This window comes from Chitinophaga varians, from assembly GCF_012641275.1.
Classification (GTDB): Bacteria; Bacteroidota; Bacteroidia; order Chitinophagales; family Chitinophagaceae; genus Chitinophaga; species Chitinophaga varians_A.
This window is the reverse complement of the sequence record NZ_JABAIA010000003.1, coordinates 530,799-544,577: the sequence shown is the minus strand read 5'-3', so window position 1 is coordinate 544,577 and position 13,779 is coordinate 530,799. Positions and strand designations below refer to the sequence as shown.

The window sequence follows — 13,779 nt, the reverse complement described above, 5'->3', positions numbered from 1 at the left end:
TCATAACATCTGTCACTTATGGCTTATATCGGAGAAATAAAAATATTTGGAGGCCTGTTTGCGCCCCAGGGCTGGGCATTCTGCGCGGGGCAATTAATAGCTATTCAACAAAACACCACATTGTTTTCCTTACTGGGTACCACCTACGGCGGCAACGGCACATCTAATTTTGCCCTTCCTAATCTTTGTGGCAGGGTGCCTTTACATGTGGGCGCCCCTCTAAGCAATCCCCCTTATACACTGGGACAAACTTTAGGCACTGAACGAGAGGTATTATCTGCCAACCAGTTGCCCTCACATATACACAGGATAACAGGCAACGTCTATCAACCGGTGTTGGGTGAAAACCCCGGACAACTCTCCTCTCCTGACAACAATTATATGGCGATCACCAATGGGCAACAGGTGTATAGCACCTCCAAACATGCCACCAACCGCATGGGGCCATTAAAAGTAACGATGCAGGTGCAGAATGCAGGAAACGGGCAATCTATCGACAACATGCAGCCTTACCTTCCGCTCAATTTTATTATCTGCTTATCAGGCGGGCAATATCCTTCTCGCCCTTAAGCCATGACCTACAACACAACGATAAATCCCTTATCCTTAAGGCTTCCCCTCTATGAAGTTAATTTTACGCAGGACAGTAATCTTTATACTATTCCTAACCGGTGTAATCCCCATTGCGCAGGCACAGTTCAACCCCGGTGAGCTGCTTTTTACCGGTGTTAATACCTTTGACGACGACACAGATGGTAATACACAGGACGATGCGTTTTCGTTTGTGATATCACGTGACTGCCCGGCGAACACCACTATTTACTTTACAGACCTTGGATGGACGGGCAGCAACTTTCAGTCGCTTTCCTGTAGCACCGGTGGTGCGCAAACTGATGGCATCATCGCATGGAATTCCGGCGGGGCAGTTATCAAAGCCGGGCAGGTGGTGGTGGTCCGTTGCAAATACAAACTTACCGCTACCATCGGTACAGTGACCGGTCTCAATGCTACCCGGAACTCTGCCGGTAGCGAATATATCAGCCTCGGGCTAGCTGGCGATCAGCTGTTTGCCTTCACCGGCAGCCCTTCCACTCCCTTCATCATAGGGGGACTTAATATCAACCGTTCCGCCTGGGAAACCACGCTGGACCCATGTGAATTCAGTTCTTCCAAATCAATGCAGCCAACGGGCCTGACCATTCCCAATGTCACTGCCGTCAACGGCCGTTACAACTGTAATGTGGCTGCCGCCAGTTCGTTGGCCACACTTCAGTCATTGGTACTGAATACAGTCAACTGGACGATGGACAATACCATGGCGTCACCTGTGCCCGCAGCGCTCGACCTGATAAAGACGCCACCCTGTAACCTGTCTGTTGTAAAAGCCGGTTTTGCCGGTGTTTTGTTTGTCAACAACCAGGCCGCTGTTCCCGGAGACGGCAGCAGCTGGAGTTCTCCCCTTCCCGAGTTGCGTGACGCACTCGCCGCAGCAGCCATCCCGGCCAATGGCATTCGCCAGATATGGGTGGCCAAAGGCACTTATAAACCCAGTACCACCGATCCTAACCAGTCATTTGCACTGATCCCCAATATACCGGTGTATGGCGGGTTTAATGGCACAGAAGGTTCGCCAGGCACTCGTAATATCGCCGCCAATCCTGTAATCCTCAGCGGAGACATCGATAACAACGATGTGCCCACCAACGGCATTGTACTTACTTCCGCTAATATTAACGGCAACAACAGTTACCATGTGGTGACCAGCAACGGCGGTGATGTCACCCTCGACGGCGTGACCGTTACCGGCGGGCAAAGCATTTCCTCCCCTGGCAATCCAAATGGAGCGGGCTTTTTCGCCAACGCTACGGGGAATGTAACGATCGCGAATACACGCTTTTATGGCAATAAGGCCGCCGGCGCAGGCGGCGCCGCCTGGTTCTCCGCGGCTACAACAGCAGCGGTCACCAACAGCAGCTTCTTTGGCAATGGGGCGCCGGTTAACCAGGGAACTATTGTGACAAACAACTCCCTTACGCTCACCAATGTCACTATTGCCGGCAATCTCTCCGATGGCATCAGGTTAAACCCCGTCAGTCAGCTGAATGCCTATAACAGCATCATTACCGGCAACACCGGTTCGAATATAGTACAGGCAGGAGGCCTGAGCAATTACTACTACAGTATCAACGGCTCTTCCTATTATACCAATAACAGCTTTTCACAATTCATTCTCAATATAGATTTTACCAATTTAGCCAGTGGTGATCTTACCCTGAAAGTAACGAGCGAGGCTATCAACCGTGGCGACCCGCAAACCAACAACTTCGGATATCCGTTGCAGGTAGGCACTACTGACCTGGCCGGCCAGACACGCGTTAAGAACACCGCTATCGATGCAGGCGCCTTTGAATACCAGTCACAGAGCCAGAACCTGATGGTTAATCCGATACCTGCGGCTACCTATGGCGACAACAATATTACGCCGTCTGCCACTACTGACGGCGGCGGTACTATCACCTTTACGTCCGACAACCCTGCGGTAGCTACTATCGTGGCCGGTAAGATCGTGATCAAAGGCGCCGGCACTGCACAGATCACAGCCACCGCATCTGCCACCAACGGCTACGACGCCAAAAGCAGGACCATACCGTTTTCGGTTAATAAAAAAGTGCTTACCCTTACAGCAGATTCCAAAACACGGGTATACGGTACCGCAAACCCAACATTTACGGGCACCTACAGTGGTTTTGTATATAATGAAGACGCCTCAGTAGTCCGTGGCACCCCGGGATATATGACCATTGCCGACATCAGCAGCCCGCCGGGCAGCTACACCATCAATCCCACGATCGCCACGCTGATCAGCGCCGATAACTACTCTTTTACAGGCGTTCCCGGCACACTGACGATCACCAGGGCGGCGCAGACCATCAATTTCACGGTACCAGCTGAAGTGACATACGGCACCCCTGTAACACTGACCAAACAAACAGACGGCGGTCTTGACATCACCTATACTGTCTCAGGGCCAGCCACTGTGAATGGTAACAATATCACGCTTACCGGCATTGGCACTGTAACGGTCACGGCTACACAAAACGGCGATATCAATCATACCGCTGCCACACCAGTGGTACAGTCATTCACCGTAAAAAAAGCGGCGCTGACGGTAACAGCCAATGATAAAACCCGAAGCTACCAGCAAGCCAATCCGGCGCCGGACTATACCATCACCGGATTTGTGAACGGAGAAACAACGGCTGTTGTGAGCGGCACGCCCAACATGACCATCACCGCTGATGTATCCAGCGATGCCGGCACCTACCCTATCAACATTACCCAGGGAAACCTGAGCGCTGCCAACTATGATTTCAGCTTTGTTCCGGGTACGCTCTACATCAACCAACTGCCGCAAACTGTTACCTTCCCGGGAGTGGCCAATAAAACCTATGGCGATGCGCCTATCACGCTCAACGCCACCAGTGATGCCGGGCTGCCTGTCAGCTACACCGCTGCCGGACCAGTCACGCTCAGCAACAATGTACTGACCATCACCGGCGCCGGCATGGTAACGGTAACGGCTACACAGGCAGGAGACGTCAACCACAATGCGGCGTCACCTGTGACGAACATCTTCTCAGTAGGACAGGCGGCCCTTCAACTGAAGGCCGACAATCTATCAAGGGAATATGGCCAGCCTAATCCGGCACTGACCTACTCTTACAGCGGTTTTGTCAACGGGGAAGACGCTACTGCGTTAACGGGTACTGTCGGCCTGTCTACCACCGCCGGCCAGAACAGCTTACCAGGTAGCTACCCTATCACCATTAATTCCATCCCAACCTCACCCAATTACATCATAGTGATATCAGGTGGGCTGCTGACTGTAACTGTAGCGCAGCAAGCCATCACCTTCCCTGCTATCAGTGATATGACCTACGGTGATGCGGCCTTTACGCTGGCTGCCACCAGCAGCAGCGGCCTGCCAGTCACCTATTCCGGCAACGGACCTGTTACGCTGAACGGCAATACCGCGACAATTACCGGCGTGGGCACCGTGACCATCACTGCCAGCCAGACCGGTAACGGCAATTTTAATCCCGCACAACAGGTAACTCAAACGTTCCGCATCAACAAAGCCATGCTGACCGCCACCGCCAATAATAAAACAAGGGCGTATCAACAGGCCAATCCTTCGCTGGACTATACCATGAGCGGCTTTAAGAACGGCGATAACAGCTCCGCCTACAGCGGCGCACCGATAATCAGCACCAGCGCTACAGTTTCCAGCGATGCAGGCATTTATCCTATTAGCATTACCAAAGGCACCCTGACCGCGCCCAATTACGACTTTAGTTTTGCGGACGGTACGCTTACCATTGCTAAAGCATCTCAAACGATCACCTTCCCTGCCCTTGCCAACAAAACCTATGGCGATGCGCCCATTACGCTGAATGCCGGCAGCGGTGCAGGACTTCCGGTAAGTTACACCGTCAGCGGCCCCGCCAGCATCAATGGTAATACACTCAGCATCACCGGCGCAGGTACGGTGACTGTTACAGCGGAACAGGCCGGGGACGTTAATTACGATGCCGCAACACCTGTCCCGCAAAGCTTCAGCGTGGCCAAGGCCCAACTGACAGTCAAAGCCGATGATAAATCAAGGGAATACGGACAGAACAACCCGCCGCTGACCTATAGCTATGTGGGTTTTGTAAATGGCGATGATGCCGCTGTCATCGTTGGCACCATCAATGTTTCCACGACGGCCAATATCCTTAGTCAGCCTGGTAGTTACCCGCTCATCGTCAACATGAGTATCAGTCAGCCGGCCAACTACACCGTAGCCGCGACCAACGGCACACTGAGCATTACAACCGCGCAGCAGTCCATTACTTTCCCGGCTATCAGCGACAAAACCTATGGTGACGCCGCCTTTGCACTCAACGCCACCGCCAGCAGCAGTCTGCCGGTAACATATACCGTTATCAGCGGGCCGGCCACTGTCAGCGGCAATACCGTCACACTGACCGGCAGTGGCGATGTGACCATCGCGGCAGACCAGGCAGGCAACGGTAACTATAATCCGGCCGTAAGGGTAACGCAGACTTTCCGGGTCAACAAGGCCATGCTGACCGTCATTGCCAACAATAAAACAAAGGCCTATAAACAGCCGAACCCGTCACTGGACTACACCGTTGCCGGGTTCACCGGTTCCGACGATGCCAGCGTAATCAGCGGTTTAGCCACCACAAGCACTTTGGCAGACATCAATAGTCCGACAGGTACTTATCCGATCAACGTCAGCCTGGGCACCCTCGGCGCAGCCAATTATGACTTCCGGTTTACCGCCGGTACGCTGACCGTTACGCCGACCGGCCAACAGATCGACTTTACTGCTATTACCAATAAACAATACGGCGACGCTCCATTTACCCTCACCGCCTCTTCCGATGCGGGCTTACCGGTAGCCTTCGCAGTAACCGCCGGTCCGGCTACCGTTAACGGCAATACGCTGACCATCACCGGTGCCGGCACAGTAACGGTAACGGCTACGCAAAGCGGTGACGCTAACTATAACGCCGCTACGCCGGTGAGCCAAAGTTTCACCATCACCAAAGCTCCGCTACAGGTGAAGGCAGATGATAAACAACGCGCCTTCGGCGTCGCTAATCCGGTACTCACCTATACCATCACCGGTTTTGTCTATAGTGATAACAGCAGCGTTGTGGCCGGTACACCGGCATTGAGCACCACTGCCAATGCCACCAGCACAGCAGGTACCTATCCCGTGCATATTACCGCCGGCACTTTAAGCGCCGCCAACTATACCTTTACACTTGCAGACGGTACGCTGACCGTAGGTCCGGCAGACCAGTCTATTTCTTTCCCTGCCCTCAGCGGTAAAACCTATGGCGACGCCGCCTTTACGCTTAACGCTACTGCCAGCAGCACGTTACCAGTGAGTTATACCGTTGTCAGCGGACCTGCTGCCATCAACGGCAACACCGTCACCCTGATTGGTGCCGGCGCGGTGACCATCGCAGCGGACCAGGCGGGCAACAACGAATTCAAACCGGCACCACAGGTAACACAAACCTTCAACGTGGCCAAAGCAGCGCTGACCGTCACCGCGAAAAACGATACCCGCACCTATAACGGCACCGCCTATACCGGCGGCAACGGTGTTGACTATACGGGATTTGTGAACGGAGACAATGCCGGTAGGTTAACCGGCACAGTGACCTACAGTGGTACAGCTCAAGGCGCCACGGATGCAGGCCTTTATGTGATCACACCGGCAGGCCTTAACAGCAACGACTATACGCTTACCTATGTGAATGGCGACCTTACCATCACAAAGGCATCGCAACAAATCAGCTTCACTGTCCCGGCAAACAAAAACCAGGGCGACGCGCCGTTCACTCTCAGCGCCACCGCCAGCTCCGGTTTACCGGTCAGCTTCAGCAGCGACAATACACCGGTGATAGCCGTTAACGGCAACACCGCCACGATAGGCAGTGCAGGCACCGTTGTCATCACCGCCTCACAGGCCGGCAACAACAACTACGAACCTGCTGCGGCCGTGTCCCGGACCATCGTAGTGACCGCCTACCAGCCGCCGGTGATCACCGCCCAGGGTAATACCATTTTCTGCCAGGGCGGCAGCGTAACGTTACAGTCCACCGTAGCACCCGTATACGAATGGTACCGCAATAATACCCTGGTGCCCGGGGCAGGCAGCCGCACCCTCACCGTCACTGAAAGCGGCAGCTATACCGTAAAAGCCATCTACCCTGACAACTCCGGTTTAATGTCCACAGCGATGACCGTCACCGTGAACCCATTGCCGGCCGGCGATTTGCAGGTGAATGGCAATACGACCATCAGCAAAGGTGAACGTGTTACCCTCATAGCCTCCGGCGGTACCAGCTACAGCTGGGAACCTGCCACAGGCCTGAGCGACGCCACCGCGGCAGCGCCGGTCGCAAGGCCCGCGGCCACCACCACTTACCGGGTGACCATAGCCAACGCGGCAGGATGCAGCGTCAGCAAAGAGATCACCATCAACGTAAAAGAAGATTACAAGCTGGAACCCAACAACATCCTGACACCTAACGGCGACGGCATCAACGACGTGTGGGTCGTGAAAAATATCGATATGTACCCACAGAATGAAGTGAAGATTTTTGACCGCACCGGCCGTCTTATCTATCGTCAGCGTGGCTATACGAACAACTGGAAAGGTACTGTCAACGGTCAGCCGCTGGCAGAAGGCACCTATTACTTTATCATCGACCTCGGTGATAACAAACCATTATTCAAAGGATTTATCACCATTGTACATGAGAACTAAACAGTTAGCCAGATATATACTGCTGCTGGGCGCAGGCGCGCTCAGCAGCCGGTATGCCGGAGCACAAACGGCCGGTAACCCGTCGCAGTTGTACGAGCCATTGGCCGCCCAGTACTTCCTGGCGCCCTACCTCGCCAATCCGGCCATGGCCGGCATTGACACCGGACTGCATGTGTATCTCGCCTATCAGCGCCCCTGGTCAGATATGCCCGGTGCGCCCGAAGCCAAATCCCTGACCGCCGACTATAAACTGTTTCACCGTGTAGGCATCGGCATGAATATTTTCAACGACAAAGCCGGTCTGCTTAACAATACCAAAGTGGCTTTTTCCTACGCCTACCATCTGCCGCTCAACACAGACGAGCGGAGCATGCTCCATTTCGGCCTGTCCGGCGCTTTCATTGCCCGGCGTCTGGATACCAAAGCCATCAACGGCGATATGAATGATCCGAATATCGGGGCCTTCAACCGGCGGGACAACTACTTTGAGGCCGACTTCGGCATGGCCTTTACCCATAAAGGATTTTCCCTGCAAGGTTCATTGCCCAATCTGGTCAGCCTCGTAAAAGACAAATCATCCGATTTCGGCATCAACCGCAACGTGTTTTTTGCCGCAGCCGCCTATCGCTTCCCTGTCAACGATCAGCTGACGTCCATCGAGCCGAAGGTATGCCTCCGTGGTATAAAAGGTTATGAGAATATCATCGATGCAGGCGCCAATTTTGTTTTCCTGGAAGATCTTGTCAACGTGTTCGGCATGTACCATTCCAGCCGGAGCTTCAGTGCCGGAGCTGGTATCAATTACAAGTCCGTCGCCGGCTTCCAGCTGGTCTACAACTCCCAGACCGCCGGACTGGCCAACTACACCAATGGTACGTTTGAGCTGGACCTCGTAGTGCATTTGTTCAAATGATATAATTTGATAATCCGGGGACTTACGCCCCAGGATTTCAGAGATTAACTCATCTTTTCATCGGTATTTTATATATTCGCTACCATCATTTAGTATTAATATTATCGCTCAGGGCCCCTGGCCCCGGGAAACAAAATCCGATATGAAAAGATTCGCTTTATTATTCCTTGTAATGTATTCTGTATCTGCATACGCCCAGAATACCATCAATAACTACAAATACGTACTGATACCTGAGCGGTTTGATTTTTCGCGCGAAGACAACCAGTATGGCCTGAACACGCTGGCAAAGATGTTGCTGGAAGAAAAAGGTTTCACCGCCTATTTTGACAATACGGAACTTCCGAAGGAATTGGCGGGCAACAAGTGCGAGGCGCTGAAAGCAGAGGTAACACAGCGTAAGGCGCTGTTCGCGACCAACCTGACGCTGATATTAAAAGACTGCCAGGGTAACATTGTCTTCAAAAGCAAAGAAGGCAAAAGCCGGGAAAAGGAATTCAACACTTCCTATAATATGGCGATGAGAGATGCTTTCGCTTCCCTGAAAGATGAACCGTACACCTATAACGGCAGCACCCATGCACGGACGGAAGTGGTAACGTCCACCCCGGCGCCGGCTCCTGTAGCTGCTCCGGCGGCAGCGCCTGTGGCTTCCACACCTGCCGCACCGGCCCCTGCTCCTGCAACGCCCGCAGTAAAAGATGCCGCCGGCACCCTGTACGCACAGGCTATCGCCAACGGCTACCAGTTGATCGATACCGCTCCGAAAATCGTTTTAACGCTGCTGAAAACATCCGTACAGGATTGTTTCATCGCTGAAAACGGTCCGGTACACGGTCTGGTGGTGAAAAGAAACGGCGACTGGTATTTTGAACATTATAAAGACAACCAGCTGGTAGCAGAAAAGCTGCTGATCAAGTTCTGATATAACCTGATTGCCAGTGGTACCCGTGGAAGCGAATACCACTGGCATTATTATGGTGCCAACATTTTCAGTTGCCTCGCCGCTTTCTTATGCCCTAATTCACCGGCACGTCGAAAGTAATGTATTGCCCAACGGACGGACTTTTGCACCCCTTCTCCTTTTTTATAGCAAAGACCCAGGTTATACAACGCCATTTCATCGTTTTTACGGGCGGCCTTTTTATACCAATACACCGCCTTCTCCCGGTCCTGCTGAATGCCCTCACCATAGAAATAGCTGTACCCTACTTCCCGCTGCGAAGGCGCATCGCCCTGAAAAGCAGCCTTTGCAAACCATTTCAACGCCTCATGATAATCCTGCTCCAGCCCTTCTCCGTGTTTGTAGCAAAAGCCGACATTGAACTGTGCTGCTGCATGCCCCTGCTGCGCGGCCTTTACATACCATTCGAGTGCTGTATGGATATTTCGCTTGCATCCCCGGCCCCAATCATAACAGGTGCCCAGATAAAACTGCGCCCGCTTATGGCCGCTGTCCGCAGCGGCTTTCCAGAGGGAGAAAATGGTCTGCCAGTTTCTCCTTGGTGAATCCGCTTCATAAGCGAGGTAATACGCGTACCGAAAGTACTTTTGCTGTTCTCTTTTGCTGAGGAATGTTGTCATATTATAGGATACAAGACCGTACAAAAGTATTATTTTAACCTCACCGCCTTCACCATTTCATAGCCATACAAAGGAAGGGCCCATCCCAACCAGAAAAACGAGGGACTGATATCTTCAAAGTTGCCCAGCCTGTATATCACCGGCATTTTCAGTATCAGTCCGGACACCACAAATGCCAGGGTCACAAGATAACTTCTGATCATCCAATCCTTATGTTCCTTAAAACGGCGTTTCAATGCCAGCCAGAAAGCGATGCCGGTGGTGGTGATCCATACAGACACCCATATCTGCAGGGAGAAGGCGTAGGCCCAGTTGATGGCATAAGCAGAGGTAGCAGCCAGCACAACGGCGCAGAGGCTACTGGCCAGGATGGCCAGCAGGTAAAGGTATCCGATGATGCGGTGCAACCGCTTGTTGGCCAGCAGCCTGTTCCAGAACTGCATTGGTCCCAGTAGCAGCGCGCCGCCGCCGGAAGTAATATGCATGATCAGGAAATACCTGACGGAATAATATTTTCCCATTGTTTCACGGGTGAACTGCAGATAGTGATCTGCCCCGTGCATGAATGTCCACGTAATAAAAAGAATACCGAGCCACAGTAGAACAAAAATGCTGTCCTTTAGGGTAAAAGCCTTGCCAATAATTGTGTTATTCATGATGCTTACAGATTTATGGACACAAAGCTCCGTATCCGTTCTGCAAGAGTCAATAACCGAAAAATTATTCGGTATCACGCTACCGCCCCGGCAATGGCCTGTTTCACCTGTTCCCCATATTTTTTCCCCCAGTTGTCGATGGCATCTATCACCGGTACCAGGGATACGCCCAGCTCGGTGAGGGTGTAATGTGTCCGGAGCGGGAAACCGGTCCCTGTATTTTTCTGTACGATGCCCATGGCTTCCAGTTCGCGGAGCTGCATGTCCAGCACCCGTGGAGAGGCTTCGCTGATGAGGCGGTGCATTTCGCTGGGCCGCTGATAGCCCTTATGGATCATATCGATGAGGCAGGGTTTCCATTTAGCGCCCAGTACCTGCATATACACGGTGATGCCACAGTCCATGTCCACCGGTGTTTTACGTTCATATGTAAACATGCTATAGGTTTTCGTAAAGGACAAATTAACGATATTTCGTGGAAAAGATATCGGGCTGGTTTTGCTAGTTCTTTTTCCCGGAGGAATCTTTTTGCACGGATATCCGGTAATCATCTTCCGTGATGCCTTTTACGCCGCGTGGTTTTTTAACGGGGGCTGTCCGAATAGAGTCCGTCTCCAGCGGGAGGTACCGCTGATGCTGTACGGCAGCGGAATCCACCATGGGCGGCGGTACAACTTGTCTTGCCGAAGAATCCGGTGGCGGAACAGCAGGCAACAGCACGTCCATCAGCGAGATGCTGTCCTTCTTTTTATTGGCTGGAACAGGTTTGTCTTCCACAGGCTTGACAGTGGTACTGCTGTCCGGCGGTGCCGGCGCGTGTGTTTCCGGTACGGGTTTTACCGGGGCTGTTTTTTCAGGTACAGGTGAGTGATGACTGGTATACCACCATAATGCGGTGGCTGCTGCGGCGGCACCGGCGAAGCCGTACCAGCCTTTACTGAGGTACTTTACAATGCTTTTCCCGGCAGCGGTTTGTTGAGGTGTGTTGTTTTCTGTTTGTTGATGGTCTGTTTGTTGATGGTCTTTTGTGTCATCTGAGGAATGATCATCCGGAGTGTCTGCAACCGCATCCAATTGCAACGCAATATTAGCCCAAATGCTGTCCGCCATATCGGGAACAGGCACCTGGTCCAGCTTTGCTGCCATTAATTTTTCGTATGGAGTGGTTGTGTTCACTAAAGCTTTGTTGCTGTTAATTTTTGCTGAAGAATTTTTCTCGCTTCGCTCAGATGCCATTTACTGGTCCCCTCACTGATATTCAATTGCATGGCAATTTCCCTGTGAGTGTAACCGTCAATGGCATATAAGACAAAGACGGCATGCGTGGCTGGCGGTAGCTTCCGGACCAGCTGTAAGATGTCCGCGGCATCTGTTTTTTCGATCACACTATTGTTGACAGACGGCTCTTCCACCGCTTCCAGTTCAAGGCTGGAAAAGCGGCTGCGTTGTTTGACGATGTCCAGCGCTTCATTGATGACAATTTTTTTCAGCCAGCCATGGAAGTTGCCTTTGCTTTCATCAAAGGTGTGCAGGCTGCGGAACATCTTCACAAAGGCATGGCACAGGATATCGCCGGCTTCATGCTCGTCGTTGGCATAACGCATGGCGATGGCCATCGCAAAGCCATAGAGCTGCCTGTACAGCAGCTCCTGCGCTTTCCTGTTGCCCTGGCGGCACTCCGCGATGATATGCTTTAAATCCTGTTCCAGTTGTCTGTCAAACTGTTTAATACTATTGTCTCATCAAATCCCCCGGCCACAAAATCCCCCAATCAAAAAATCGTCAACCAACCAGCTACCACTTGGTGTCATGCACTTTCCTCGCAAACAGCGCGGTAGTGATAGCGCTCACGTTCAATTTCTCCGCAGGGGACAATTCATTATAAAACCAGACGTTCCGGTCAATCAGGTCAATAATGGCGATAACGCCGTCCTTCGTGCTCAGCTCATAGCCCGACAACATCTTAAACAGCAACTGTCCTGTTTTACCGTTGGACAATTCTGTCTTTTTGATACTGAGCGGTTTGATATGGATGGTGTCCATACCATTGGTGGCCATCCCTTCATCCTCCTGTTTAATAAAAGCAAAAGGGTTGTTGTCGTGCTGCGCTTTCCGGTCGTACAGGTTGGTCATCACCAGTTCCCAGTTTTTGCTCTCCTGCGTAGTGTCCACGCTGATCAGCGCGGAGAAAATATACCGGTGCTCCTGCAATACCTCAAAGCCACTCAATATACTGCGGTTATCGAGGGTTTCATATTCATGTTTCCTGGTCATCTGCCGCTCATGGGCAAATATCTCCACGGTATTATGCCCGTCAGTAATGGCATAGCGGAATTTCGCCTTTTCATTTTCCACTGTTTCGGTTTTTGAAATGCCCGCCTGGTTCAGTAACAGGTTCTCCCAGAAAAAACCATGGACCGGGCCCCATCCCGGGTAACTGACATGCACCCCTCTCTTTATTTTTGAAGTGGTAAAATTAGCAAATGACATCCTGTTGCCCCTTGCCCCGGTCACATGCTGCATGGTGGCCTGCTCCTTAAATTTCTCCGGCACGGCCAGTTTCATGGAGGTACCACAACCCATCAAACAGATCCCGCTAAAAAGTAATACCGCGTTTTTCATCTTATTACTGCTCTATTAATGCATTACAAATACTGATATATAAAGGTACCGCATATACGGCCGCCAACATCAATACCCCTGTTTTTTGTCAAAGGTTGGGTATTCCTCAAAAAAAATATTTTTTCTTTTTTCCCCAACCCTTTAGTCAACACCAGGGGTACTACTGTAAAATAGATTCAAACGAAATATATGAAAACAATGACCATCAAATGCACCCTGACTGTAATGATCGCTTCCGCCCTGCTGTTTTCCTGCAAAAAAGAAAAAAGCAGCCCTTCCGCCTGTGAGATCAGCGTGACCGGCCTTTCCGGCTCCTACAAACTGACCGCCCTGCAATACCGGGAAAACGCCACCGCCACCCCTGTCGATTATCTCACTTACCTGGAAGACTGTGAAAAAGACGATATCATGGAATTGAAAGGCAACGGTACCTATACCTACCACGACGCCGGCACCGTATGCCAGGAACAGACCGTTGACCATGGCACCTGGGAAGTGAAAGGCAATACCCTCACCAGCGACGGCAAACTGCAAGGCACCATCGCCAGCTACGATTGTAAAACACTGGTATATTATGTAGAAGGCGCTTTAACGAAAGGCGATAAGCTGACATATACTTTGGTAAAACAATAACTGTCACACATCAG

At 51.9% G+C, this 13,779-nt stretch carries 11 protein-coding genes; 5 read left to right on the top strand and 6 right to left on the bottom strand.

The window, feature by feature from the left end; translation table 11 throughout:
• Positions 1-18 precede the first annotated feature (18 nt).
• From HGH92_RS25425 to HGH92_RS25410, 4 genes are all read left to right on the top strand, one after another.
• Positions 19-570 carry a phage tail protein gene (locus HGH92_RS25425; protein WP_168873622.1) on the top strand — a complete coding sequence of 184 codons (552 nt, stop codon included), beginning with the start codon at positions 19-21 and terminating at the stop codon, positions 568-570.
• A 52-nt stretch (positions 571-622) separates the two neighbouring features.
• Complete coding sequence (locus HGH92_RS25420; RefSeq protein WP_168873621.1) at positions 623-7,357, top strand: MBG domain-containing protein; 6,735 nt, start codon at positions 623-625, stop codon at positions 7,355-7,357.
• Positions 7,347-8,270 (top strand): PorP/SprF family type IX secretion system membrane protein, encoded by a 924-nt coding sequence (locus HGH92_RS25415; protein ID WP_168873620.1) that lies wholly within the window; start codon positions 7,347-7,349, stop codon positions 8,268-8,270. The genes HGH92_RS25420 and HGH92_RS25415 overlap by 11 nt, the downstream gene beginning before the upstream one ends.
• Before the next feature lie 142 nt (positions 8,271-8,412).
• Complete coding sequence (locus HGH92_RS25410) at positions 8,413-9,195, top strand: hypothetical protein (protein ID WP_168873619.1); 783 nt, start codon at positions 8,413-8,415, stop codon at positions 9,193-9,195.
• Between the two features lie 50 nt (positions 9,196-9,245).
• On the opposite strand, the gene HGH92_RS25405 is transcribed toward HGH92_RS25410, so the two are convergent.
• The 6 genes from HGH92_RS25405 to HGH92_RS25380 all read right to left on the bottom strand — a co-directional run bounded on the left by HGH92_RS25405 (position 9,246) and on the right by HGH92_RS25380 (position 13,132).
• Positions 9,246-9,854, bottom strand: coding sequence for a tetratricopeptide repeat protein (locus HGH92_RS25405; protein WP_168873618.1), 609 nt, complete (start codon positions 9,852-9,854; stop codon positions 9,246-9,248).
• A 29-nt stretch (positions 9,855-9,883) separates the two neighbouring features.
• Positions 9,884-10,510, bottom strand: coding sequence for a DUF2306 domain-containing protein (locus HGH92_RS25400; RefSeq protein ID WP_168873617.1), 627 nt, complete (start codon positions 10,508-10,510; stop codon positions 9,884-9,886).
• Between the two features lie 74 nt (positions 10,511-10,584).
• Entirely contained in the window at positions 10,585-10,947 is a 363-nt protein-coding gene (locus HGH92_RS25395; RefSeq protein ID WP_168873616.1) for a winged helix-turn-helix transcriptional regulator, read from the bottom strand.
• A 64-nt stretch (positions 10,948-11,011) separates the two neighbouring features.
• Complete coding sequence (locus HGH92_RS25390) at positions 11,012-11,656, bottom strand: hypothetical protein (protein ID WP_168873615.1); 645 nt, start codon at positions 11,654-11,656, stop codon at positions 11,012-11,014.
• 29 nt (positions 11,657-11,685) lie between these two features.
• Complete coding sequence (locus tag HGH92_RS25385) at positions 11,686-12,219, bottom strand: RNA polymerase sigma factor (protein WP_211092783.1); 534 nt, start codon at positions 12,217-12,219, stop codon at positions 11,686-11,688.
• A gap of 85 nt (positions 12,220-12,304) precedes the next feature.
• Positions 12,305-13,132 carry a hypothetical protein gene (locus HGH92_RS25380; protein ID WP_168873614.1) on the bottom strand — a complete coding sequence of 276 codons (828 nt, stop codon included), beginning with the start codon at positions 13,130-13,132 and terminating at the stop codon, positions 12,305-12,307.
• Positions 13,133-13,321: 189 nt separating this feature from the next.
• On the opposite strand from HGH92_RS25380, the gene HGH92_RS25375 reads away from it, so the two are divergent.
• Positions 13,322-13,765, top strand: coding sequence for a lipocalin family protein (locus tag HGH92_RS25375; protein ID WP_168873613.1), 444 nt, complete (start codon positions 13,322-13,324; stop codon positions 13,763-13,765).
• Positions 13,766-13,779: the final 14 nt, after the last annotated feature.

Coding starts and splice junctions, on each gene's coding strand:
- HGH92_RS25425 (WP_168873622.1), top strand. CDS start 19: ATGGCTTATATCGGAGAAATAAAAATATTTGGAGGCCTGTTTGCGCCC.
- HGH92_RS25420 (WP_168873621.1), top strand. CDS start 623: ATGAAGTTAATTTTACGCAGGACAGTAATCTTTATACTATTCCTAACC.
- HGH92_RS25415 (WP_168873620.1), top strand. CDS start 7,347: ATGAGAACTAAACAGTTAGCCAGATATATACTGCTGCTGGGCGCAGGC.
- HGH92_RS25410 (WP_168873619.1), top strand. CDS start 8,413: ATGAAAAGATTCGCTTTATTATTCCTTGTAATGTATTCTGTATCTGCA.
- HGH92_RS25405 (WP_168873618.1), bottom strand. CDS start 9,854: ATGACAACATTCCTCAGCAAAAGAGAACAGCAAAAGTACTTTCGGTAC.
- HGH92_RS25400 (WP_168873617.1), bottom strand. CDS start 10,510: ATGAATAACACAATTATTGGCAAGGCTTTTACCCTAAAGGACAGCATT.
- HGH92_RS25395 (WP_168873616.1), bottom strand. CDS start 10,947: ATGTTTACATATGAACGTAAAACACCGGTGGACATGGACTGTGGCATC.
- HGH92_RS25390 (WP_168873615.1), bottom strand. CDS start 11,656: ATGGCAGCAAAGCTGGACCAGGTGCCTGTTCCCGATATGGCGGACAGC.
- HGH92_RS25380 (WP_168873614.1), bottom strand. CDS start 13,132: ATGAAAAACGCGGTATTACTTTTTAGCGGGATCTGTTTGATGGGTTGT.
- HGH92_RS25375 (WP_168873613.1), top strand. CDS start 13,322: ATGAAAACAATGACCATCAAATGCACCCTGACTGTAATGATCGCTTCC.